This is a genomic window from Polaromonas sp. P4_F6 (assembly GCF_056401275.1).
Genome location: NZ_JBFUJQ010000001.1, coordinates 1,174,103 through 1,196,428, shown reverse-complemented (window position 1 = coordinate 1,196,428; position 22,326 = coordinate 1,174,103). Strand labels below are relative to the sequence as shown.

Sequence of the window (22,326 nt, the reverse complement as noted above, 5' to 3'; positions counted from 1 at the left end):
ACTGGTTACGCCAATGAACTCTTAAACCCAGTCGGGGCCGCGGAACCGGCTTTGCCGGGCCGCAGGCGCAGCGGCCCCTTTCGTGATGAAAGGGGCAGGGAAAAGCCGCAGGCCACACGAAGTGAACGACCGTGGGGGCTCACTCACTCCAGGTGGAGTTCCTGAATCTTCCGCGTGATGGTGTTTCGGCCTATGCCCAGTTTCTGGGCGGCCTCGATACGGCGCCCGCGCGTATTGGCCAGCGCGGTCTGGATCAGCTTGGATTCAAAGCGGCGCGTGAGCACGTCCCAGACGTCGCTGCGCCCGGTGGCCAGCAGGGCCAGGGCCTCGGCTTCAAGGCCGCTTTCCCAGTTCTGCCCCACGCCGGCCAGGGCCGGCAAGGCCGCTTCGGGTACGGGCCCTGGCGGGGCCTTGTCGCTGCTTGCCGCCCATTCGGTGCGGACAGGATCCAATTTTTCAGCCGGGGCGGGGGATTTTCCCGGCTCGGGAATCATGCCCAGCACTTCGGGCGGCAGGTCCTTGGGCTCTATCACCTGGGCCGGCGCCATGACGGTCAGCCAGTGGCAGATGTTCTCGAGCTGGCGCACGTTACCGGGAAAACCGAAATTGCTCAGCAGCTGCAGGGCGGTGTCGGAAATCCGCTTGGGCTCGACGCCGAGCTGCTTGGCGCTTTGCTGCAGGAAGTGGCGCGTCAGCATGAAGACGTCTTCGCGCCGCTCGCGCAACGCGGGCAGGCGCAAACGGATCACGTTGAGGCGGTGGAACAGGTCCTCGCGGAAACCGCCTTCCTTGACGCGCTGCTCCAGGTCCTGGTGCGTGGCGGCGATCACGCGCACATTGGCCTTGACGGCGTTGTGCCCGCCGACGCGGTAAAAATGGCCGTCGCTGAGCACACGCAGCAGGCGCGTCTGCAGGTCAAAAGGCATGTCGCCGATTTCGTCGAGGAACAGCGTGCCGCCCTCGGCCTGCTCGAAACGGCCGCGCCGCATGGTCTGCGCGCCGGTGAAGGCGCCGCGTTCATGGCCGAAAAGTTCGCTCTCGAGCAGATCCTTGGGGATCGCCGCGGTGTTGATCGCGACAAAAGGCCCGCTGGCGCGCGGCGAATGTTTGTGCAGCGCGCGCGCCACCAGTTCCTTGCCCGAGCCCGACTCGCCGGTGATCATCACCGTCACCATGCTTTGGCTCAGGCGCCCAATGGCGCGGAACACGTCCTGCATGGCCGGCGCCTGGCCCAGCATTTCGGGCGCGGAGGCCATGCGCTCCTCGGCCACCTCCTCGCGCTGGCTTTCCTCCACCGCGCGGCGAATCAGCTCGACCGCCTTGGGCAGGTCAAACGGCTTGGGCAGGTATTCAAAGGCCCCGCCCTGGAAGGCGGAGACCGCGCTGTCCAGGTCGGAAAACGCCGTCATGATGATGACCGGCAGGCCGGGCAGCTTTTCCTTGACCTTTTCCAGCAAATCCAGGCCCGAGCCGCCCGGCATGCGGATGTCGCTCACCAGGATTTGCGGGCCGTCTTCTTCGGTTGCGTTTTCCAGCGCGGCAAGCACTTCGCGGGGGCTGGTGAAACTGCGCGTGGGAAGGTCCTCGCGAAGCAGGGCCTTTTCCAGAACAAACCGGATGGACTGGTCATCATCAACGATCCAGATCGGTTTCATGTATGCAGTCCCTTTTGTCGTGCTTTCAGCGCGTGGCCCTTCTGGGGAGCCTCCGCGCCGATCGCGTTATGTATCAATCATGCGGCGGACGGACTTCAAGGAAGCGGTATGAGCAGCTTGAAATCCGTACGGCCCGGCACACTGTCGCACTCGATCAAACCGTGGTGTTGCTGCACAAAGGTTTGCGCCAATGTCAGCCCCAGCCCCGAACCGCCCTCGCGCCCCGAGACCAGGGGATAGAAGATGCGGTCTTTGATGGAGTCCGGCACGCCCGGTCCATTGTCGATAACATGCAATTCCAGTGCCAAGCGATAGCGCTGCTTGCCAAAAGTTACCTGCCTGGCGATTCTGGTCCTGAAAGTGATCTGCGCCTTGCCCGCCGCGATGAGTTCGGCCAGCGCCTGCGCGGCGTTGTGGGCGATGTTCAGCACCGCCTGGATCAGCTGCTCGCGGTCGCCGCGGAAGTCGGGGATGGAGATGTCGTAATCCCGTGTGACCTTCAGGCCTTTGGGAAACTCCGCCAGGATCAGCGAGCGCACGCGCTCACACACCTCGTGGATATTCACGTCACCCACCAGGTGCGGGCGGCGGTGTGGCGCCAGCAGGCGGTCGACCAGCGTCTGCAGCCGGTCCGCCTCATGGATGATGACCTGGGTGTATTCGGTCAAATCCTTGCCGATCTCCATCTGCAGCAGCTGGGCCGCGCCGCGAATGCCGCCCAGCGGGTTCTTGATTTCATGGGCCAGGTTGCGTATCAGCTCCTTGTTGGCCTGCGCCTGGTCGATCAGGCGCTCTTCCCGCTCCTGCTTGGCCTGCTGCTCCAGCGGCAGCAGCTCCACGATGGCTTCGCCCGGGGTGTCGGTCTGTGCCACCACCACGTGGACCGGCAGCGGCTCATGGTTCAGGCGCCGTAGCCAGGCGTCGTAGCGCAGGGCGGCGAATTCATTGCTGCCGGCGCCTTCGAGCGCGTTTTGCAGGATCAGCGGCTCGGTGAAACAGTCGGGGAGCTGCGAGCCTTCGATGGTTCGCCGGGAGGTGCCCAGCGCGTCTTCGAGCGCGGCATTGGCGAACACCACGGTGCCGTCGGTGCGTACGACGGCCACCAGCGTGGCCAGCAGGTCGAAGGCCTGGAAACGGGGCAGCCCCGAAACCGGGGCCGAGGAGGATGGGGTGCGGATGGAGGGCTTGTTCAAGCCATCCATTTTCACCCAGAAGCCGGCCTTGCGCGCTTAATTAAGGGCGGGAGCGGCAACCGAAGGAAGCCGGGATATCTCGCGCTTGAGGCCGGCGATGTCGCTCTGGTTGCGGGCGATGCTGTCCTTGAGTTCGGCCACGCGGTCCAGGTAGCGCTGGTAGTTGCGGCCCTCAATGCCCTGCTTCTCGGGCTCGCCGTTGTTGTACTCTTTTTGCTGCTCGGCCAGTTTGGCTTCGGCTTTCTTCAGCTCGGCTTCCAGAATGGCGCGCGAATCGCTGTCGCGGGCACGCTGCTCGGGACTGCCCGAACTGGTCGCAGCCGCCACGCGGACCGCGGGCTTGGGGGTGGTGCTCACCGGCGTGCTCTGCACGACCGTGACATTGCCGCCCGAGACCAGCTTGCAGCTGCGCGTCTGCGCTTCTTTGGCGTTGTTGATGTATTCAGGTGTGGAGCCCCCGACACCGGCGCAGCGGTAAACCTGCTGCGCCCATGCGAGGTTCCCCGCGCCGGCCAGCAGCAGGGACAAGGCAGAAAGCAAAAAGGTGTTTTTCATGGAGAACTCCCGATGCCGGTAGGGCAAGGATGGTCTATCAGTATGCGGCAAAGGGGGGAAAATACAAAGCCAGCACACCCACAAGTGCCGGGGGCAATAAAAAAGGACGGCATATGCCGTCCTTTTTTGGCCACAAACTGTAAATAAAAACAGTAGGCGACTTGGCTGCTTACAGCGAGTAGTACATGTCGTACTCGACCGGGTGCGGTGCCATGCGGAAACGCGTGACTTCGCCCATCTTCAGCTCGATGTAGGCGTCGAGCATGGAGTCGGTGAACACACCGCCCTTGGTCAGGAAGCCGCGGTCCTTGTCCAGGTAGTCCAGCGCCTGGTCCAGGCTGTGGCAGACGGTCGGGACCTTTGCGTCCTCTTCCGGTGGCAGGTGGTACAGGTCCTTGGTGGCGGCTTCGCCCGGATGGATCTTGTTTTCCACGCCGTCGAGGCCGGCCATCATCAGGGCCGAGAAGGCCAGGTAAGGGTTGGCCGACGGATCGGGGAAGCGCGCCTCGATGCGGCGGCCCTTGGGGTTCGCCACGAACGGAATGCGGATCGAGGCCGAGCGGTTGCGCGAGCTGTAGGCCAGCTTCACCGGGGCTTCGAAGCCTGGCACCAGGCGCTTGTAGCTGTTGGTGCCGGGGTTGGTGATGGCGTTCAGGGCGCGGGCGTGCTTGATGATGCCGCCGATGTAGTGCAGCGCGAAGTCGGACAGGCCTGCGTAGCCGTCGCCGGCGAACAGGTTCTTGCCGTCCTTCCAGATCGACTGGTGCACGTGCATGCCCGAGCCGTTGTCGCCGGCGTAGGGCTTGGGCATGAAGGTGGCGGTCTTGCCGTAGGCGTTGGCCACGTTCCAGACCACGTACTTCAGGACCTGCGTCCAGTCGGCGCGCTGGACCAGCGTGCTGAACTTGGTGCCGATTTCGTTCTGGCCAGCGCCCGCCACTTCGTGGTGGAACACTTCGACCGGGATGCCCAGCGATTCGAGGATCAGGGCCATCTCGGCGCGCATGTCCTGCGTGCTGTCGACCGGGGGCACGGGGAAGTAGCCGCCCTTGACGGTGGGACGGTGGCCACGGTTGCCGCCTTCGAGCTGCTTGCCGCTGTTCCAGGGTGCTTCGTACTCGTCGATGGCGAACATGACGTTGCCGGGCTCGTTGCTCCAGCGCACGCCGTCGAAGATGAAGAATTCGGGTTCGGGGCCGAAGTAGGCGGTGTCGCCCAGGCCGGAGGCCTTGAGGTAGGCTTCGGCGCGCTGCGCGATGGAGCGCGGGTCGCGGTCATAGGCCTTGCCGTCGCTGGGCTCGACCACGACGCACTGCAGGAACAGCGTGGTTTCTTCGAAGAAGGGGTCGATGTTGGCGGTGTTCGGGTCGGGCATGAGCTGCATGTCCGAAGCTTCGATGCCCTTCCAACCGGCGATGGACGATCCGTCGAAAGCGTGGCCCGACGTGAATTTGTCTTCGTCAAAATGGGACACGGGCACGGTCACGTGCTGCTCTTTGCCCCGGGTGTCGGTGAAACGGAAGTCAACGAACTTGACTTCGTTTTCCTTGACCATTTTCATGACGTCTGCGACGGTCTTTGCCATCAAAATCTCCTGTGCTGGATGGGTGGTTGAAAAATTGTCTTCGGGCTATTGAATGCACTTTTTGTGCCAAAGCCATTGGCCGTTCGCTTTCCTGCCAAGCCTCGGATTGTGCCGTCATCTGGCCTCGGTTCCAGCCCCGGAGAAGCCGAAAAGAGAAAAAACACTGCTTGGTAACGTTAGCACCATTTGAGTGCGTCACCATAAATGCACTGATTTAGTGCGAAAACTCAGCGCACCAATTCAGGGCCGAATTTGAGGTCGAATTTGTGCAGCCCCGCCAGCATGGCCGGGTAGGCCAGGTTGACGGCTTCAGGCGCGCCTTTGACGCCCAGCTCGATATGCCGGCCGTATTCGGGGTGGTCCACGCTGGGCAGGCTGAAGACTTTGACGCCGGCGTGCGCCGCCTCAATGGCGAGCATCAGCGGCGTGAGCATGGCCTCCATGGACCCAAAAATGATCACCGATTTTTCGGTGTAAGACGACTTTTGGTGCAGGTGGGCATACAGCGTGTCGAGCACCCATTCGATCATCGGCCAGGCCATGACCGGAAATCCGGGCACGAAGTGGACCGCGCCCTGCCCCGCGCGGCAGGTAAAACCGGGGATCTTGTTGTAGGGGTTGGGAATGATCTCCGCGCCCACCGGAAACACCCCCATGTTCAGGCGATGGATGTTGTCGTCGCGGTCGGGTTCATAGGGCGTACCCTGCTCTTTGGCCACGTCGGCCATGCGCTCGAGGATCAGGGTTTTGGCGGTGGGATGCAGGGCCAGCTCGGCCCCCAGCGCCTTCGCCGCGCACTGCCGGGTGTGGTCGTCGGGTGTCGCGCCTATGCCGCCGCAGGAAAACACCACGTCGCCGCTTTCGCGGGCCGCCGCGAAAGCGCGCGCCAGCGTGGCAGTGATGCGCGCCGGGTCGTCGCCCACATAGTCGGCATAGGCCAGTTGCAGGCCTCGCGCGCCCAGCAGCTCTATGGTTTTGGGCAGGTGTTTGTCGGCGCGTTTGCCCGAAAGGATTTCATCGCCGACGATGATCAGGCCGAAGTGAGGGGTCATGTTGTAAAGGGTTCAAGGCAGGGGTAAATCGGGCTTGCCGCCCAGCGAGCCGAAGCGGGGTGCCGGCCCGGGCAGGGCTTCGGGCGCCAGCTCGGCCGCCGTTGTCGCAACCTCGGCCTGGACCAGCGGGTCGGGAGCCAGCGCATTGTTTCGTTTGCGAAGCTGCTCCAGCGCGGCCAAGGTGTAGTGGGCAAACCAGAGCGAGGAAAAAGCGAACACCAGGGTGTAGATCCAGATGGCCACCGGCACCAGCAGCGGCGCCATGGCCACGAACATGGCGCCTGAGGCCCAGATCAGGCTGGGCGCGGCGCCCAGGTAACCGCTGAGCACGCCTATGGCCAGCAGCGGCATGCGGTGTTCCTTGAAAATCTGCCGCCGCTCCTCACTGCTCGCATGGTCGACCATGGCGTCGTAGGACATCACGCGGTAGGTCAGCCAGCCCCAGATCAGCGGCGGCAGCACCAGGATCAGGGGCGGGATCAGCCACAGGGGAATCGACACAACCAGCGCCAGGACCGCGAGCAGTGTCGAGCCCAGCGACCAGAACAGGCTGGCCAGCATGGAGCCGCCCAGCTTGCGCTCGAGCTGCGGAAAGCGCCGCTCGGCCACCAGCGACACCATGGCCGGCGTCATCAGCATGGCCACAAACAGCAGCGAGACAATCACGATCACGGGAATGGCCAGGAACAGCAGCAGCGCGGGCGCCAGCACCATGCGCAGGCTGCTCAGCCCCAGCGTTTCGAGCCAGCGCACCAGGCTGTTGACGAGTTCGTAGTTGCTGATCTGGGAGCGTATCGCCTCGACCGCGTCGTTCCAGAAAAAATAGCCCAGCCCGAGCGAGATCGCGACCATGATGACCAGGGGCAGCACCGACAGGGCAATGACCCGCGGATGCAGGCAGTACATCGCGGCACGCCAGAAAGCATCAAGAAGTTTGCTCATAAACCGAGGATACCCCGACTCGGCGGCAGGCAGATTGCAGGCTCAGGCTTTACCGAAGAGGCGCTTCAGGCCTATCCACTGCTGCGACCAGAAACCCTTGCCGTAGTCCCGGTTGGCCTCGACCTGGTCGCGAACGCCCGTGGGGTCATAACGCTGCTCAAAATTGGCGGTGCCGAACAGCACATCCCACCACGGAAGCAGCACGCCGAAGTTATGCCCGCCGAGCACCGTGCGCTGGGCCTTCACGGTCTCGTGTCCTATCCCAATGCTGTGGTGCAGCCGGTGAAAGCGCGGGCTCACCCACAGGCGCTCGCCGATGCGGCCGAACCAGATGCGCACATTGGCGTGCTGGAAGCTTTCGCTGAGCTGGGTGAAAGCCACGATGGCGATGAACTGGCCGGGCGGCACGCCTATGAGCTGGGCCACCAGCACCACGATGGAGTCGACCAGGATGTCGTCGAGCAGGTGGTTGCGGTTGTCGCTCCACATGGTCATTTGCCGCTGCGCATGGTGCAACGAATGCAGGCGCCACCACCACTCGACCTGGTGCTGGCCGCGGTGCGTCCAGTACGCCACGAAGTCGAACACCACCAGGTAAATCAGCAGGCTGACCACCGCGTAGTCGGTCACGCCCGGCCAGAGCTGGTCCAGGTGAAAGGTGCCGTAGCCGGCGGTGCGCAGCGCGCCGAAGGCCTCGTCGAACCAGGGGTCCAGCGTGAAGAACAGCGCGATACGGAACAGGCCCAGCCGGTGGATCAGCGTGTACAGCACGTCGGTGCGTATGGTGGCGCGGTCGGTGACCGGCTCCACCGGCCGCCAGCGCTGCAGCGGGCCTATGAAGGCCAGCAGGATCAGGACCTGGATCACACCCACCATGAACCAGGCGGTGGCGTCGTAGCCGTCTTCCAGCACGTTGCCCATGCCCAGCGCGAACATGGCCGGCTGCACGGCGGCCTCGAACAGCCACTGCTGCACCGCCGAAAAAAGATCGCTGAACCCGTCCATGCCGTTTATTTTGCAGGCTTGGCCGGGGCCGGGCCGGACTGCGCTTCAATCCAGTCCTTGTACTGGGGATGCTCGCGCAGGGTCTTGAAGCAAAAGCCGCGCGACTGCAGGCCGGTGATCAAGGGTTCCAGCACCTTGGGCGCCCATGGATCCTTACGCGACCAGATGCCCAGGTGCGCCAGCAGGATGTCGCCGGAGCGCACGTCGCGCAGCGCCTTCTTGAGCAGAAAGTCGTTGGGGTATTTTTCACTGGCCAGTTCGTCGCCCAGAAAGCCCGCGGGCGACCAGCCCACATGCTCATAGCCGCAGGACTTGGCGGCGGCCAGCAGCGCGGGCGAAGTCTTGCCGCCCGGCGCCCTGAAAAGCGGCAGCGTTTTTTTGCCGGTGATGGCTTCCAGGCGTTTGGCCGACTTGCCGATTTCCTCGCAGTACTGCGCGGCCGTCCAGTTCAGGTCCTTGCCATCCGACGGGCCCGCCGAGGGCCGCATCTTGAAACGGGGCGGCTCAGCGCCCGCCACCGGCAGGTCGCCGCGCCAGTACACATGGTCCCAGGTGTGGGAGGCGAACTCATGGCCTTCGGCGGCCCGCGCCTTCCACCACGGAGCCCACTGCTCGCCCAGGCTGCCGTCACCGGTCTGCGTGCGCTCGTTGGCGGCGAAAAACGTGACCTTGACCTGGTGTTTGTTCAGCACCTCGGCCATCAGCGGCGCGACGGCCATGTGGCCGGTGTCCAGCGTCAGGTAGACGGGTTTGCAGGGCGCGGCTGCCTTGGTGTCGCCTGGATTTGCAGCCCACGCAGGAAGCGCACAAGTCGCCAACAAAGCCACAGCGAGCAGCGACTGCGGCGAAGCACCAGACAAGCCGGGGCCGCGGAACCGGCTTTGCCGGGCCGCAGGCGCAGCGGCCCCCTCGGGGGGCAGGGCGCTACACGAAGTGAGCAACCGTGGGGGCTTACCTAGCCGAGTGGTCGAGCGTCCAGACGCCATGCGGGCTCTTTCCAACATTGACCTGGCGCACCACCTTGCGGGTCGCCACATCGATCACGGTGAGCTTGCGCGCCCAGCGCGAGCTCACCAGGATCTGCTTGCCGTCGCGGCTTACGTCTATGCAATCGGGGCCGCCCGGCGCGGGATAGTTGTCGACCACTTCCAGGGTTTGCAGGTCGATACGGCTGATGGTGTTGGCCACGCGGTTGCTGACCAGGATATGGCGCTTGTCGCCAAAGGCGCGAAAGGCATGGGCGCCGGCGCCGGTCTTGATGGATTTGGTGCGCTGCGGCTGGGCGCCGCTCACGTCATAGACCTCGACCGCATCGCCGCCGGTCAAACCGACCAGCATGAATTTGTCGTCGGCCGTGCCGTAGACGTCGGCCGGGATGGAGCCGGTCTTGGTGCGCCATTTGACGGCCTGCGTCGCCAGGTCGATGGCGATCAGCTCGTCGCTGTCCTGCATGGTCGAATAAATCGTGGTGCTTTTGCTGTCTATCCACAAATGGCTGGGCGTCTTGCCGGTGGGCACGCGCTTGACCAGCGTGATGTCCTTGCCGTCCCATTTGTAAATGTCGATGTGGTTCAGGCGGTTGGCCGCCGTGACGAACCACTTCATGTCGGGCGAAAAGCGCAGCTGGTAGGGGTCCAGGATGCCGCGCACCGTGCGCTGCACTTCGGCGGTTTTCGGGTCGATAAAGGTCAGCGAGTCCGACAGGGCATTGGCCACGATCACCGACTTTTCGTCGGGCGTGAGGTAAAGATGGTGCGGCTGCTTGCCGGTGGCGATGCGCCGGGTCTCGGTCCAGGTGGCCGGGTTGATCACGCTGACGCTGTCGTCCAGCGAGTTGAGCACAAAGACGGGTGTGGTGATCCCGGAAGCCGCCGGCGGCGCCGCGGTCTGGGCGGCGGCCGGGAAACTCGTCAGGGCGGCAAGGGCGCACAGCCAGGCGGCTGCGAAACGGGCGGGAACATTCACAAAAACGGTCTTTCTAGGTGCAACCGGTTAGTGTACCGGGCGCCGGCCAGGTTCCCGTCCCGAAAGGCCTGCCCCGGCGTGGCTAAATACCCGGCATTCCCGAATCGCCGTCATCCTTTACGATGCGGCGATGAATGTGACGCAGATGCTGGAGATCAACAGTGTGTGCCTGGAAGCCAGGCGTATCCCCGGGCAAGCGGGCCTGGCCCCGATTGTTTTCCTGCACGAAGGCCTGGGCTCGGTCGCCCTGTGGACGCAGCGCGGGCTGGACTGGCCGCAAGCCGTCTGCGCGGCGACAGGCCGGGCCGGCGTCGTGTATTCGCGACGCGGCTACGGTAATTCCGCGACCGTGCCCGACGTGCGCGGCAGCGGCCGCTTGCTACCCGACTACATGCACGCTGAAGCCTGGGAGGTGCTGCCCGCCCTGCTGCAGGCACTGGACATCAGCCGGCCTGTGCTGCTGGGCCATTCCGACGGCGCCACCATCGCCCTGCTCCACGCCAGCCGCCACCCGGTCTCGGCCTGCATCGCCATGGCGCCGCATGTGCTGGTGGAAGACATTGCCGTGCAGGCCATCACTGAAGCCCGTACGGCGTTTGAGTCGGGGGGATTGCGCGATCGCCTGGCGCGCTACCACGCCGACGTCGATGTGGCCTTCTGGCAATGGAACGACATCTGGCTGTCCGATGCCTTTCGCCACTTCGACATCCGCGAGGAATGCAGCCGCATCACGGCGCCGCTGTTGCTGATCCAGGGCCTGGACGACGAGTACGGCACGATGCGCCAACTCGATGAAATCGCACGGATGGCGCCGCATGCCCGGCAGCTGCGGCTGGCGGCCTGCGGGCATTCACCCCAGCGCGACCAGCCCGGCCAGACCGTGGAGGTCATTGCCGACTTCCTGAAGGCCGCGCGCTGAAGCTCAGGCCTCTTTGACCTCGATGTGATAGGTCGCCCAGGGGCACCAGGCAAAACGCGCGGAGATCGGCTTGGCCGCCATCTCGGGGAAACGGTCCGCGTCATACACGGCCCACAGGGGCCCCAGCCCGCCCAGTGACAAAGGCTGGCCGTCCATGTGGGTGGCGACGATAAAGCGGTATTTGCCGAGCTCGGCGGYCGTCACCTGGGCCGCATAGCCGTCCACCGCGCGCACAAACACGGTGGTCTTGTCGGTGAGCTTCACGCCGCTGGCCTTGAGCACGTCGGCCAGCAGCGGGCCTTTGAGCGTGTGCGGCTTGTTGTCGTATTCCAGCGTCGGCTTGATGGTGACGGCCGGCAGCGCGGCCAGGGTGGCGAAGTCAAAGGCCTGCGCCTTGTCGAACTTGATCTTCTGCTTGGCCATCATCTGGTCCAGCGCCGGATCGAGCGCGCCGCGGTTGCCCGCGCCTATCAGCCCGCTGACGGTCAGCACCGTCGGGCCTTTTTGCGCCTTGGGCGCCAGCTGGGCCTGCGCCATTCCAGGCAAGGCGGCAGCGCCCACGGCCGCCACACCCATAAATCTGCGTTTGTCCATGGATTTCTCTCCCCTTTTTGCAAGTTCTACGTACGCTCGCGACGGAGTTTCCGTCTAAAAATTCACACTTAGTCACTAATCAAGCGAAAAGCCGTGTTAAACCTCAAGACAAAGTAGGCAAATAGTCGCATATTGTAAGTACCAGTAACAACCAGGAGTTCGTCATGTACAGAAACTCGGAATGGTCGCCGGCGGAGCAGCCCCGTATGGAGCACCTCGCCGAATGGTACAGCCTGTGGTCACGCTGGGTAAACCGGGGGAAACGCCGCATTCCTCAACACTGGCCCCTGCATGCGCGGGTTCTGATGAACAGCGAAGAGTTGCGGGTCTGGCACTGGATGATCAACACCTTTGACGACCACCATGTGCTGGTCAAGATGCCGGTGACCCGCTTCACCCGGCCCAACGCCAATGAAAACAGCCTGTACTGGTATGAAATGCTCCAGAACACCACCTGCACGTTTTCGGTCTGCGCCAGCGACGGCCATGTGGTCGGCTGCGTCGACGTGCCCAAGTCCTTCGGCCTGTCCCGCAAAGCCAGAAACCTGAAAAGCAATTTGCTGGCCCAATGCGGCATTTGTTATGTGGTGCTCAACCCTTCCATGCTGCCGGACCCGGACGCGCTCCGCAACGAATTCCTCGGTGAAGAAGCCACCAAAGCCCGGCACCTCAAACGTGAGGAAGCGGCCCTCGAAACCGCGCGACTCAGCCTGAAACACACGCTGGCACAACAACGCCAGATACGCACGCTCATGGACCAGGAGCACACCAGCAGCATGCCCGGCCACTGGCACGACTCCTTCCTCATACAGTCCAACACCCGCCCGGCCGAATTGCGCTAGGCCCGGCCGGCGAGTGCCGGCCAATGCTCAGCCCGCGATGCACGCCAGGTCCTGCGGCGTCAGCCAGCGCCATTCGCCGGCCTTGAGGTCGGCCGGCAAATCCAGCGAGCCTATGCGCGAACGGTGCAGGCCGCCCACCTCTTCCACGCGGTTGCCCACGGCGGCAATCATGCGTTTGACCTGGTGGTATTTGCCTTCGGTCAATGTCAGGCTCAGTTGGTGCTCGCCGGTTTTTTCACAGGCCGCGGCCCGCACCGGCTTGGGGTCGTCGTCCAGCACCACGCCGGCCAGCAGTTTGGCCACCTGTTTGTCGTCCACCGGGTGCTTGGCGCGCACCTCGTAGACCTTGGGCACATGGTGCTTGGGCGAACTCATGCGATGGATGAACTTGCCGTCGTCCGACAGCAGCAAAAGGCCGGTCGTGTCCTGGTCGAGCCGCCCCACCGCCTGCACACCGGCCGCCGCACCGCCGCCGCGCTGGCGTATCGGCGCCGGCAGCAGCGTGTAGATGCTCGGGTAGGCGCTGGGTTTTTGCGAGCACTCATAACCCGCGGGCTTGTGCAGCATCAGATAGGCTTTTTCATGGTATTCCCAGGCCGCGCCCTGCACCGTGAAAGGCAGGCCTTCAACGGCTTCGAAGTCAGCGGTCGGATCCTCGCAAGGCGCACCCGCCACCGCGACATAACCTTGTTGAACCAGCCCCGCGCACACGCGCCGTGTGCCAAAGCCCTGGGAGAAGAGAATTTCCTGGAGTTGCATGCTTGCCATCGGGGTATTGTCGCAGCGGGCACAAAGCGGCCGGCCAGCCGCTGGACGCCCATGAAAAAAGCCCGGCGGATAAAGGCCGGGCTTTCGTGAAATGGTGGAGCTGGGGGGATTTGAACCCCCGTCCGCAAGCCTTGTTCGGGCAGATCTACATGTTTAGCGGTCTGATTTGGGTCTCGCCACCTGTGTCGCGCAGTCGCACGCTACACAGGACGCCAGCACCCTATTTTCTCGCCCCGGGTTAAGGTACCCAGCCCGGAGCCAGCCGATGAAATTATCTTTACAGCCGGGAGCATTTAACTTGCGCTAAACACCCCTTGCCCAGCCCATCGGCCTGCTGTTGTAAAGCTCACTGGCAATTAAGCAGCGAGTGCGAAACGTTCGTCGTTTGCAGTTAGTTTGTTTGAATCTGTTTTACGAGCACATTCAGCTCGACATGCACCACACCGCGTCCGAACCCACGTCGAAACCAATGCAGCCCCAGGAGGCCTAGTTTACGCCATTCGCAGCAAATTCAAGAGGGCGCCGGGTGCGGCAATGGTCGCATCGGCTTTCCAGCCTTCGGTGTCGGCGGTTTTGCCGAGGTAGCCGTAGGCGGCGGCCACCGTGGGCATGCCCGCGGCCCTACCCGCGACGATGTCACGCTCGTCATCACCGACATAAATACAGCGGCCGGGCGCCACATCGAGCTGGCGCGCCGCCTCAAGCAAGGGTGCCGGGTGCGGTTTGGAATGCGGCGTGGTGTCGCCGCTCACAATGGCCTGGGCGGTGTCGAACAACGGCATGGCCTTGGTCAGCGGGACGGTAAAACGGGCGGACTTGTTGGTCACCACACCCCATTTGAAGCCGGCCTGGCCGATCCGGGCGATCAGTTCGGCCACGCCGTCAAACACCGTGGTGCGCTCCGTCATGCGCGACTCGTAGTTGCGGAAAAACTCTTCCTTGAGGTCAGCAAAACGGGCGTCGTCCGGTGTAAGACCAAAGGCCACTGCAATCATGCCGCGCGCACCCGCGCCCGCCATGGGGCGGTACAGCGCCAGCGGAAGCGATGCCAGCCCCCGGTCGGTGCGCATTTTGTCGGCTGCGGCGCCCAGGTCGGGCGCGCTGTCTATCAGGGTGCCGTCCAGGTCAAACAGCACGGCAGCAATGTCTTTGAACATATCGGGTGTGAATTGAGGCGAAGCGCGGGGTTTCAGCTCTTTTGGGTGGCGAACAGGTAATTGACGCTGGTGTCGGCGCTGAGCCAGTAATGGCGCGTCAGCGGGTTGTACTCCATGCCGCGGGTCTGCTGCAGGGAGAGTCCCGAGGCCCGGCAATAGCCGGCCAGTTCGCTGGGCTTGACCAGTTTGGCGTACTCGTGGGTGCCGCGGGGCAGCATGTTCAGCACATACTCTGCGCCCACGATGGCGAACAAAAAGGCTTTGGCGTTGCGGTTGATGGTGGAGAAAAACACATGCCCGCCGGGTTTGACCAGCGCCGCGCAAGCCTTGACGATAGACGAGGGGTCGGGCACATGCTCCAGCATTTCCATGCAGGTGACGACATCAAAGCTGCCCGGTTGCTCGGCCGCCAGCGCTTCGGCGCTGATTTCGCGGTATTGCACCCCTTCCGTCTGGGCTTCCAGCGCATGGAGCTGGGCGACTTTGAGCGCCTTGGTGGCCAGGTCTATGCCCAAAACGTCGGCGCCCTTGCGCGCCATGGAGTCGGCCAGAATGCCGCCGCCGCAGCCCACGTCCAGCACGCGCAAACCTTTGAGTTGAACCTGGCCGTCGATCCAGCCCAGGCGCAAGGGGTTGATCTGGTGCAGGGGGCGGAACTCGCTTTCGGTGTCCCACCACCGGTGGGCCAGGTCGGAGAATTTGGCCAGCTCGGCGGGATCGAAGTTATCGCTTGTAGACATGAGGCATTATCGTTGAGGCATAAAAAAACCGCGCCTAGGCGCGGTTTTTGAAGCGATCCCTGAGGATTACTTGTTGGCGCGGGTACCAACCACTTCGATTTCGACGCGGCGGTTCTTGGCGCGGCCTTCGGCGGTCTTGTTGTCAGCAACTGGCTGTTTCTCGCCCTTGCCTTCAGTGTAGACGCGGTTTTTCTCGATGCCCTTGGACACGAGATATGCCTTGACGGCTTCCGAACGGCGAACCGACAGCTTCTGGTTGTAAGCATCGCTACCGACGGAGTCGGTGTGACCCACGGCGATGATGACTTCCAGGTTGATGTCCTTGATCTTGCCGACCAGGTCATCCAGCTTGGCTTTGCCTTCTGGCTTGATCACAGACTTGTTGAAGTCAAAGAAAGCGTCAGCAGCGTAGGTAACTTTCGTTGCGGCAGGAGGAGCAGCAGGAGCAGCGGCAGCAGGAGCGGCAGCAGCAGGAGCAGCAGCGGCCGGAGCAGCAGGAGCCATCGCAGGGGCAATTGCGCCGTCGCAACCAGGCGCTGCGGTAGCAGGCGTCCAGTTGGCATCACGCCAGCACAGTTCGTTGGTGCCGTTTTTCCAGACCAGTTCGTTGTTGCCGTTTTTCCAGTTGTCGATCGTTTGTGCACCAGCGGCGGTAACAAGCGCTGCGGAAGCAAACAACATTGCCACTTTGTTGAGTTTCTTCATGGTTCTCCTCTAGAGAAAAGCCGCAGACTTGCTGCGATTAGTAATTTACACGCCGTGAGTGACCATCACTCAAAGCGTTACATCGATTGTGCCACACCTGCCCCAACCTTCAAGCACGCTATCGGCTTCGTCTGACACAGACTTAAGATTCTTGAGCATTTGTTGCTGCCCCGCCACAAGTGGCCGCTATAAACTCAAGCCTTAAAATCGCTGGCTTTCCTCAAGAATCTCGAAATCCCAACCAGGCCGCTCATGACCCAGTTCGCTAAAGAAACCCTGCCCATCAGTCTTGAAGAGGAAATGCGGCGCAGCTATCTCGACTACGCCATGAGCGTGATCGTCGGCCGGGCCCTCCCCGACGCCAGAGACGGCCTCAAACCCGTGCACAGGCGTGTTCTGTACGCCATGCATGAGCTGAACAACGACTGGAACCGCCCCTACAAGAAGTCGGCCCGTATCGTCGGCGACGTGATCGGTAAATACCACCCCCACGGCGACCAGTCGGTCTACGACACCATTGTTCGCATGGCCCAGGATTTCTCCCTGCGCCACCTGCTGGTCGACGGCCAGGGAAATTTCGGCTCCGTGGATGGTGACAACGCGGCCGCTATGCGGTATACGGAAATCCGCCTGTCGAAAATCGCCCATGAATTGCTGGCCGACCTGGACAAGGAAACCGTCGATTTCGGCCCCAACTACGACGGCAGCGAACAGGAGCCCCTGGTCCTGCCGACCCGGCTGCCCAACCTGCTGGTCAACGGATCGGGCGGCATCGCGGTGGGCATGGCGACCAATATCCCCCCCCACAACCTCAACGAAGTGGTCGACGCCTGCCTGCACATGCTGAAAAACCCGGAGGCTTCCATCGACGAATTGATGGAAATCGTGCCGGCGCCCGACTTCCCCACGGGCGGCATTATTTACGGCATCAACGGCGTCAAGGATGGCTACCGCACCGGCCGCGGCAAGGTGGTGATGCGCGCCAAATGCCACTTCGAGGACATCGACAAGGGCCAGCGCCAGTCCATCATCGTCGACGAGCTGCCTTACCAGGTCAACAAGAAGACGCTGCAGGAGCGCATGGCTGAGCTGGTGCATGAAAAAAAGATCGAGGGCATCAGCCACATCCAGGACGAAAGCGACAAGTCCGGCATGCGTCTGGTCATCGAGCTCAAGCGCGGCGAAGTGCCCGAAGTGGTGCTGAACAACCTGTACAAGCAGACCCAGCTGCAGGACACCTTTGGCATCAACATGGTGGCGCTGGTCAACGGCCAGCCCAAGCTGTGCAACCTGAAGGACCTGATCCAGGTTTTCCTCTCGCACCGCCGCGAAGTGGTGACGCGCCGCACCGTGTACACGCTGCGCAAGGCGCGCGAACGCGGCCACGTGCTGGAGGGCCTGGCCGTGGCCCTGGCCAATATCGATGACTTCATCGCCATCATCCGCAACGCACCCACGCCGCCGGTGGCCAAGGCCGAGCTGATGCTGCGCCCCTGGGACAGCAGCCTGGTGCGCGAAATGCTCACCCGCACGCGCGCCGACGGCGGCATCGTCAACGCCGACGACTACCGCCCCGACGGCCTTGAAAAAATGTTCGGCATGGGCAACGATGGCCTGTACCGCCTGTCGGAAACCCAGGCCCAGGAAATCCTGCAGATGCGCCTGCAGCGCCTGACCGGCCTGGAGCAGGACAAGATCGTGGCCGAATACAAGGAAGTCATGGCCGAGATCGACGACCTGCTCGACATCCTGGCCAAGCCCGAGCGCGTCTCCATCATCATCGGCGAGGAACTCTCCGCCATCAAGCTGGAGTTCGGCCAGACCAAGCTGGGCGCGCGGCGCAGCCATATCGAGCACAGCTCCTTCGACCTCAGCACCGAAGACCTGATCACGCCGACCGACATGGTGGTGACGCTCTCGCACACCGGCTACATCAAGAGCCAGCCGCTGTCGGAATACCGGGCGCAAAAACGCGGCGGCCGCGGCAAGCAGGCCACCGCCACCAAGGACGACGACTGGGTCGACCAGCTCTTCATCGCCAACACGCACGACTACATCCTGTGCTTTTCCAACCGGGGCCGGCTCTACTGGCTCAAGGTCTGGGAGGTTCCCGCGGGCTCGCGCGGCTCGCGTGGCCGGCCCATCGTCAACATGTTCCCGCTGCAGGAAGGCGAGAAGATCACCGTGGTCCTGCCGCTGACGGGCGACAAGCGCAGCTTCCCGGCCGACCAGTACGTCTTCATGGCCACCTCCATGGGCACTGTGAAGAAGACGGCCCTCGACGAATTCAGCAACCCGCGCAAGGCCGGCATCATCGCCGTGGACCTGGACCCGGGGGACTACCTGATAGGCGCGTCCCTGACCGACGGCAAACACGACGTGATGCTGTTCAGCGACGGCGGCAAGGCCGTGCGCTTTGATGAAAACGACGTGCGCCCCATGGGCCGCAACGCGCGCGGCGTGCGCGGCATGACGCTGGAAGACGGCCAGGGCGTGATCGCCATGCTGGTCGCCGAAGACGAGCAGCAAAGCGTGCTGACGGCCACCCAGAACGGCTTCGGCAAACGCACCTCGATCACCGAATACACGCGCCACGGCCGCGGCACCAAGGGCATGATCGCCATCCAGCAGAGCGAACGCAACGGCAAGGTCGTGGCCGCGACGCTGGTCCACGTCGACGACGAGATCATGCTCATCACCGACAAGGGCGTGCTGGTGCGCACGCGCGTCAGCGAAATCCGCGAGATGGGCAGGGCTACACAGGGTGTTACGCTGATCGGCCTCGACGAGGGCTCACAATTGAGCGGCCTGCAGCGCATTGTCGAAAACGATGCCACGCTGGACGACCTCGATACCGAAAACGACACCGGCACAGACGCCTCCAACACCGAAAGCAATTGATGAAAAAACTGATCACCGCCCTCGCGATCGCCGGCCTGGCCTGCAGCGCGGCTGTCCACGCCCAGACCGACCCCAAAATCGAGCTGGCCAAAAAAGTGGTCGCCCTGCAGCAGGGTCCAGAGCTGGACCGCCTGGTGGGCCAGCTGGCCGGCAGCACGGCCCAGGACCTGATCAACAAATGGGGCCCCCAGCTGGAAGCCAACGTTCCCAAGGCCAAGCGGCAAAAGGCCTCGGAAGACCTCAACGCCGAACTCAAGAAGTACGCCGATGACGCCAGCCAGCTGATCAGCAAGCAGATCGGCAAGGTCAGCGCCGAATCGCTGGTCCCTGCCTACGCGGAGCGTTTCACGCTGGAGGAACTCCAGCAGCTCGCCGCTTTCTTCGAATCCCCCGCCATCAAAAAATACCAGGCCGCCGCGCCTGAACTCGGCAACGTCTTTGTGCAAAAACTCGTCGAGGCCTCGCGCACCGACGTGGTGGCGCGCATCAAGCAGTTCGACGAGACGGCGGTGAAGATCGTCGGCACCAGCCCTGCCCCGGGAGCAGCCAAGCCGCCCGCGAAGAAATGACCCGTCCGTTCAATTTTTCCGCCGGCCCCGCGAACCTGCCCGAGGAGGTTTTGCAGCAGGCGGCAGGCGAAATGCTGGACTGGCACGGCAGCGGCATGAGCGTGATGGAGATGAGCCACCGCGGCAAGGAGTTCATCTCCATCTATGAAGCCGCCGAGGCCGATTTCCGCGAACTCATGGCCGTCCCGGCCCACTTCAAGATCCTGTTCATGCAGGGCGGCGGGCTGGCCGAGAACGCCATCGTTCCGCTGAACCTGTCGCGCGGGCGCTCCGCCGATTTTGTGGTGACCGGCAGCTGGAGCGACAAGTCGCAAAAAGAAGCGCGCAAGTACTGCGACGCGCAGGTCGCCGCCAGCAACGCCGACAACGGGCACACGCAGCTGCCCGCGCCTTCGGGCTGGAAGCTGCGCCCGGACGCGGCCTATGTGCACCTGTGCACCAATGAAACCATCAACGGCGTGGAATTCCAGAGCCTGCCGGACCTCAAGGCCCTGGGAAGCGACGCCCCCCTGGTGATTGATTTTTCATCCCATGTGGCCTCGCGGTCCGTCGACTGGTCCCGCGTCGGCCTGGCCTTCGGCGGGGCGCAGAAAAACCTCGGCCCCGCCGGCGTGACGCTAGTGGTCATCCGCGAAGACCTGCTCGGCCACGCCATGGCGGCCTGCCCCAGCGCCTTCGACTACAAGACGGTGGCGGACAACCAGTCGATGTACAACACGCCGCCCACTTACGCCATCTACATCGCGGGCCTGACCTTCCAGTGGCTCAAGCGCCAGCGGGAAGGCGCGGCCGCCGGTGTCGCGGCCATGGAAAAGCGCAACCTGGCCAAGGCGCAGCTGCTTTACGATGCGATCGACAGCTCGCAGTTCTACCTGAACAAGGTCGGCAAGGACTGCCGCTCACGCATGAACGTGCCTTTTTTCCTGCGCGACGAGTCGCGCAACGAGGCTTTCCTGGCCGGCGCCAAGGCGGCGGGCCTGCTTCAGCTCAAGGGCCACAAGTCGGTAGGCGGCATGCGCGCCAGTATTTACAACGCCATGCCGCTGGCCGGCGTGCAGGCGCTGGTGGCGTACATGCGAGAATTCGAACAAAAACACGCTTAGGACGAAATACCCCATGCCCGCCACATTCACTGTCCCCCAGGGGCATCCAGTGCAGATGGCGAGGGCGGACGGCCCCTGATATGACTGCCAACCTTGCTGATTTACGCGTCCAGATCGACGCCCTGGACAGGGAACTGCTTTCCCTGCTGAACCGCCGCGCCCAGGTGGCCGAGCAGGTCGGGGAACTCAAAAAACGCGAAGGCACGCCGTTTTTCCGTCCCGATAGGGTGGCCCAGGTGATAGAGCAGATCCAGCAGGCCAACCAGGGACCGCTCAAGAACGAGCATGTGGCGGCCGTCTGGCGCGAAATCATGTCGGCCTGCCTGGCCCTGGAATCCCCGGTGCGCGTGGCCTACCTGGGCCCCGCCGGCACTTTCAGCGAGCAGGCGGCGCTGCAGTTTTTCGGCGCCAGCATCGAACACGTTCCCTGCGTCAGCATCGACGAGGTCTTTCGCGCGACGGCGGCCGGCAGCGCCAGCTACGGCGTCGTGCCGGTGGAAAATTCCACCGAAGGCGTGGTCTCGCGCTCGCTCGACCTGTTCCTCAACTCCCCTCTGCACATCGTCGGCGAAATCAGCCTGATGGTGCGCCACAACCTGCTGCGGCTCTCGGAGTCGCTCGAAGGCATAGAAGCGGTCTACGCCCACCCCCAGGCGCTGGCCCAGTGCCAGGGCTGGCTGACCACGCACCTGCCCCACGCCGACCGCCGCACCGCCTCCAGCAACGCAGAAGGCGCGCGCCTGGCCACCACCAACCCGGCCTGGGCCGGCATCGCCAGCGACCGGGCGGCCACCCAGTTCGGCCTTTACACGGCGGCCCACGCCATCCAGGACGACGCCTTCAACCGTACGCGTTTTGCCGTGGTCTGCCTGCCGCAGACACTGCCCTCCCCGCCCGCCTCCGGCAAGGACTGCGTCAGCCTGGTGGTGTCCGTGCCCAACCGCCCAGGCGCCGTCCACGACATCCTGATGCCGCTCAAGGCCCACGGCGTCTCCATGACCCGCTTCGAATCGCGCCCGGCACGCTCCGGCCAGTGGGAATACTATTTTTATATTGACCTGCAGGGTCACCCCTCCGAAGACCATGTCAAGGCCGCGCTGGCCGATTTACAGCGGCTGTGCGCCTTTTACAAGGTCCTCGGAACCTATCCCATCGGCGATTAATGCAACGACTCACAACCTCCCTGGTGCCACAACATGTTTGAACAATTAGGTCTCATTGGATGCGGCCTGATGGGTGGCTCATTCGCGCTGGCACTCAAACGTGCCGGCCTGGTCAAGCGCGTCGTTGGCTACAGCAAGTCCCCTTCCACCACGGAGCGGGCGCGTCAGATGGGTGTGATCGACGTGGAGGCGCCTTCGGCGCTGCTGGCGGTCTCGGGCGCCGACATCGTTTTGCTGGCCGTGCCGGTTTCCGCGACGGAGGCCACCTTCAAAGCCATACGCCACCTGGTCGGCCCGAACACGCTGATCATGGACGTCGGCTCAACCAAACGCGACGTGGTGGACGCCGCCCGGCGCGTGCTGCGTGACAACGTCGGCTCCTTCGTGCCCTGCCACCCTATCACCGGCAAGGAAGTCTCGGGTGTCGAGCATGCGGACGTGGACCTCTACGCCGGCAAGCAGGTCATCCTGACGCCGATAGAGCGCACCTTCACGGTACAGCTGCAAAAAGCCAACGACGTCTGGACGGCCCTGGGCTGCCATGTCCTCAAGATGTCGCCCCAGGCCCATGACGCCGCCTACGCCGCCGTCAGCCATTTGCCGCACCTGATCGCCTTCGCCCTGATCAACGGCATCACCGGGCAGGATCATGGCAAGGAATACATGTCGCTGGCCGGCCCAGGCTTTCGGGACTTCACGCGCATCGCCGCCAGCGACCCGAAAATGTGGCGCGACATCCTGATCGCGAATCGCGAAGAACTGCTGGCCCAGTCCAAGATCTTCCAGGAGACCCTGCAGTCGCTCGAGGAGCTGATTGCCAACAGCAGCGGCGACGTCCTTGAAGTGCTGATCGAGCGGGCCAGCGAGACCCGGGCCAACTGGCGCATCTCCTCACAAAAATCGCACAAATAAT

General features: G+C 63.4%; 21 protein-coding genes and 1 other RNA gene. 7 read left to right on the top strand and 15 right to left on the bottom strand.

Annotated features, from left to right (window positions below):
* Positions 1 to 143: 143 nt before the first annotated feature.
* The 9 genes from ntrC to AC1DUN_RS05680 form a co-directional block, all read right to left on the bottom strand.
* The gene (gene ntrC, locus AC1DUN_RS05720; RefSeq protein WP_477713088.1) at positions 144 to 1,655 is read right to left on the bottom strand and encodes a nitrogen regulation protein NR(I); all 1,512 of its coding nucleotides are present in this window, start codon (positions 1,653 to 1,655) and stop codon (positions 144 to 146) included.
* A 95-nt stretch (positions 1,656 to 1,750) separates the two neighbouring features.
* Positions 1,751 to 2,857: a nitrogen regulation protein NR(II) gene (gene glnL / locus AC1DUN_RS05715; protein WP_074575549.1), complete on the bottom strand. Its 1,107-nt coding sequence runs from the start codon at positions 2,855 to 2,857 to the stop codon at positions 1,751 to 1,753.
* 27 nt (positions 2,858 to 2,884) lie between these two features.
* Positions 2,885 to 3,403 carry a hypothetical protein gene (locus tag AC1DUN_RS05710; protein WP_477713087.1) on the bottom strand — a complete coding sequence of 173 codons (519 nt, stop codon included), beginning with the start codon at positions 3,401 to 3,403 and terminating at the stop codon, positions 2,885 to 2,887.
* 169 nt (positions 3,404 to 3,572) lie between these two features.
* Positions 3,573 to 4,988 (bottom strand): type I glutamate--ammonia ligase, encoded by a 1,416-nt coding sequence (glnA, locus tag AC1DUN_RS05705; protein ID WP_007869429.1) that lies wholly within the window; start codon positions 4,986 to 4,988, stop codon positions 3,573 to 3,575.
* A gap of 227 nt (positions 4,989 to 5,215) precedes the next feature.
* The gene (locus AC1DUN_RS05700; protein WP_477713086.1) at positions 5,216 to 6,040 is read right to left on the bottom strand and encodes a competence/damage-inducible protein A; all 825 of its coding nucleotides are present in this window, start codon (positions 6,038 to 6,040) and stop codon (positions 5,216 to 5,218) included.
* Positions 6,041 to 6,052: 12 nt separating this feature from the next.
* Positions 6,053 to 6,982 carry an EI24 domain-containing protein gene (locus tag AC1DUN_RS05695; RefSeq protein WP_477713085.1) on the bottom strand — a complete coding sequence of 310 codons (930 nt, stop codon included), beginning with the start codon at positions 6,980 to 6,982 and terminating at the stop codon, positions 6,053 to 6,055.
* A gap of 42 nt (positions 6,983 to 7,024) precedes the next feature.
* The gene (locus AC1DUN_RS05690; RefSeq protein ID WP_477713084.1) at positions 7,025 to 7,987 is read right to left on the bottom strand and encodes a sterol desaturase family protein; all 963 of its coding nucleotides are present in this window, start codon (positions 7,985 to 7,987) and stop codon (positions 7,025 to 7,027) included.
* A gap of 5 nt (positions 7,988 to 7,992) precedes the next feature.
* Positions 7,993 to 8,847, bottom strand: coding sequence for a polysaccharide deacetylase family protein (locus AC1DUN_RS05685; protein WP_477713083.1), 855 nt, complete (start codon positions 8,845 to 8,847; stop codon positions 7,993 to 7,995).
* 91 nt (positions 8,848 to 8,938) lie between these two features.
* Entirely contained in the window at positions 8,939 to 9,952 is a 1,014-nt protein-coding gene (locus AC1DUN_RS05680) for a YVTN family beta-propeller repeat protein (RefSeq protein ID WP_477713082.1), read from the bottom strand.
* Positions 9,953 to 10,082: 130 nt separating this feature from the next.
* On the opposite strand from AC1DUN_RS05680, the gene AC1DUN_RS05675 reads away from it, so the two are divergent.
* The gene (locus tag AC1DUN_RS05675; RefSeq protein WP_477713081.1) at positions 10,083 to 10,871 is read left to right on the top strand and encodes an alpha/beta fold hydrolase; all 789 of its coding nucleotides are present in this window, start codon (positions 10,083 to 10,085) and stop codon (positions 10,869 to 10,871) included.
* 3 nt (positions 10,872 to 10,874) lie between these two features.
* Here the strand turns inward: AC1DUN_RS05675 and AC1DUN_RS05670 are convergent, their stop codons facing one another.
* A complete protein-coding gene (locus AC1DUN_RS05670) occupies positions 10,875 to 11,465 on the bottom strand; it encodes a putative pterin-binding protein (RefSeq protein WP_477713080.1) in 591 nt (196 codons plus the stop codon).
* 305 nt (positions 11,466 to 11,770) lie between these two features.
* Here AC1DUN_RS05670 and AC1DUN_RS05665 point away from each other — a divergent pair, with 305 nt between their 5' ends.
* Positions 11,771 to 12,307 (top strand): hypothetical protein, encoded by a 537-nt coding sequence (locus AC1DUN_RS05665; RefSeq protein WP_477713079.1) that lies wholly within the window; start codon positions 11,771 to 11,773, stop codon positions 12,305 to 12,307.
* Positions 12,308 to 12,334: 27 nt separating this feature from the next.
* Here AC1DUN_RS05665 and AC1DUN_RS05660 read toward each other — a convergent pair whose 3' ends face one another.
* From AC1DUN_RS05660 to ompA, 5 genes are all read right to left on the bottom strand, one after another.
* Entirely contained in the window at positions 12,335 to 13,066 is a 732-nt protein-coding gene (locus AC1DUN_RS05660) for a pseudouridine synthase (protein ID WP_477713137.1), read from the bottom strand.
* Between the two features lie 101 nt (positions 13,067 to 13,167).
* Positions 13,168 to 13,554: a transfer-messenger RNA gene (ssrA, locus tag AC1DUN_RS05655) on the bottom strand.
* Between the two features lie 12 nt (positions 13,555 to 13,566).
* Positions 13,567 to 14,232 carry a phosphoglycolate phosphatase gene (gene gph, locus AC1DUN_RS05650; protein WP_477713078.1) on the bottom strand — a complete coding sequence of 222 codons (666 nt, stop codon included), beginning with the start codon at positions 14,230 to 14,232 and terminating at the stop codon, positions 13,567 to 13,569.
* A 32-nt stretch (positions 14,233 to 14,264) separates the two neighbouring features.
* On the bottom strand, positions 14,265 to 14,972 hold the full coding sequence (ubiG, locus tag AC1DUN_RS05645; RefSeq protein WP_477713077.1) for a bifunctional 2-polyprenyl-6-hydroxyphenol methylase/3-demethylubiquinol 3-O-methyltransferase UbiG: 708 nt from the start codon (positions 14,970 to 14,972) through the stop codon (positions 14,265 to 14,267).
* Positions 14,973 to 15,038: 66 nt separating this feature from the next.
* Positions 15,039 to 15,677: an outer membrane protein OmpA gene (gene ompA, locus AC1DUN_RS05640; RefSeq protein ID WP_477713076.1), complete on the bottom strand. Its 639-nt coding sequence runs from the start codon at positions 15,675 to 15,677 to the stop codon at positions 15,039 to 15,041.
* Between the two features lie 252 nt (positions 15,678 to 15,929).
* Here ompA and gyrA point away from each other — a divergent pair, with 252 nt between their 5' ends.
* From gyrA to AC1DUN_RS05615, 5 genes are all read left to right on the top strand, one after another.
* The gene (gene gyrA, locus AC1DUN_RS05635; protein ID WP_477713075.1) at positions 15,930 to 18,578 is read left to right on the top strand and encodes a DNA gyrase subunit A; all 2,649 of its coding nucleotides are present in this window, start codon (positions 15,930 to 15,932) and stop codon (positions 18,576 to 18,578) included.
* Entirely contained in the window at positions 18,578 to 19,147 is a 570-nt protein-coding gene (locus tag AC1DUN_RS05630) for a DUF2059 domain-containing protein (RefSeq protein WP_477660760.1), read from the top strand. The genes gyrA and AC1DUN_RS05630 overlap by 1 nt, the downstream gene beginning before the upstream one ends.
* A complete protein-coding gene (gene serC / locus AC1DUN_RS05625) occupies positions 19,144 to 20,250 on the top strand; it encodes a 3-phosphoserine/phosphohydroxythreonine transaminase (protein ID WP_007869481.1) in 1,107 nt (368 codons plus the stop codon). The genes AC1DUN_RS05630 and serC overlap by 4 nt, the downstream gene beginning before the upstream one ends.
* Positions 20,251 to 20,330: 80 nt before the next feature.
* On the top strand, positions 20,331 to 21,413 hold the full coding sequence (pheA, locus tag AC1DUN_RS05620; protein WP_074575566.1) for a prephenate dehydratase: 1,083 nt from the start codon (positions 20,331 to 20,333) through the stop codon (positions 21,411 to 21,413).
* 33 nt (positions 21,414 to 21,446) lie between these two features.
* Positions 21,447 to 22,325, top strand: coding sequence for a prephenate dehydrogenase (locus AC1DUN_RS05615; protein WP_413327620.1), 879 nt, complete (start codon positions 21,447 to 21,449; stop codon positions 22,323 to 22,325).
* The last annotated feature ends 1 nt before the right edge of the window (position 22,326 follow it).

Excerpts from the sequence above, each read along its gene's own strand:
- ntrC (WP_477713088.1), bottom strand. The coding sequence starts at position 1,655 with ATGAAACCGATCTGGATCGTTGATGATGACCAGTCCATCCGGTTTGTT.
- glnL (WP_074575549.1), bottom strand. The coding sequence starts at position 2,857 with ATGGATGGCTTGAACAAGCCCTCCATCCGCACCCCATCCTCCTCGGCC.
- AC1DUN_RS05710 (WP_477713087.1), bottom strand. The coding sequence starts at position 3,403 with ATGAAAAACACCTTTTTGCTTTCTGCCTTGTCCCTGCTGCTGGCCGGC.
- glnA (WP_007869429.1), bottom strand. The coding sequence starts at position 4,988 with ATGGCAAAGACCGTCGCAGACGTCATGAAAATGGTCAAGGAAAACGAA.
- AC1DUN_RS05700 (WP_477713086.1), bottom strand. The coding sequence starts at position 6,040 with ATGACCCCTCACTTCGGCCTGATCATCGTCGGCGATGAAATCCTTTCG.
- AC1DUN_RS05695 (WP_477713085.1), bottom strand. The coding sequence starts at position 6,982 with ATGAGCAAACTTCTTGATGCTTTCTGGCGTGCCGCGATGTACTGCCTG.
- AC1DUN_RS05690 (WP_477713084.1), bottom strand. The coding sequence starts at position 7,987 with ATGGACGGGTTCAGCGATCTTTTTTCGGCGGTGCAGCAGTGGCTGTTC.
- AC1DUN_RS05675 (WP_477713081.1), top strand. The coding sequence starts at position 10,083 with ATGAATGTGACGCAGATGCTGGAGATCAACAGTGTGTGCCTGGAAGCC.
- AC1DUN_RS05665 (WP_477713079.1), top strand. The coding sequence starts at position 11,771 with ATGAACAGCGAAGAGTTGCGGGTCTGGCACTGGATGATCAACACCTTT.
- AC1DUN_RS05660 (WP_477713137.1), bottom strand. The coding sequence starts at position 13,066 with ATGCAACTCCAGGAAATTCTCTTCTCCCAGGGCTTTGGCACACGGCGC.
- gph (WP_477713078.1), bottom strand. The coding sequence starts at position 14,232 with ATGTTCAAAGACATTGCTGCCGTGCTGTTTGACCTGGACGGCACCCTG.
- ubiG (WP_477713077.1), bottom strand. The coding sequence starts at position 14,972 with ATGTCTACAAGCGATAACTTCGATCCCGCCGAGCTGGCCAAATTCTCC.
- ompA (WP_477713076.1), bottom strand. The coding sequence starts at position 15,677 with ATGAAGAAACTCAACAAAGTGGCAATGTTGTTTGCTTCCGCAGCGCTT.
- gyrA (WP_477713075.1), top strand. The coding sequence starts at position 15,930 with ATGACCCAGTTCGCTAAAGAAACCCTGCCCATCAGTCTTGAAGAGGAA.
- AC1DUN_RS05630 (WP_477660760.1), top strand. The coding sequence starts at position 18,578 with ATGAAAAAACTGATCACCGCCCTCGCGATCGCCGGCCTGGCCTGCAGC.
- serC (WP_007869481.1), top strand. The coding sequence starts at position 19,144 with ATGACCCGTCCGTTCAATTTTTCCGCCGGCCCCGCGAACCTGCCCGAG.
- pheA (WP_074575566.1), top strand. The coding sequence starts at position 20,331 with ATGACTGCCAACCTTGCTGATTTACGCGTCCAGATCGACGCCCTGGAC.
- AC1DUN_RS05615 (WP_413327620.1), top strand. The coding sequence starts at position 21,447 with ATGTTTGAACAATTAGGTCTCATTGGATGCGGCCTGATGGGTGGCTCA.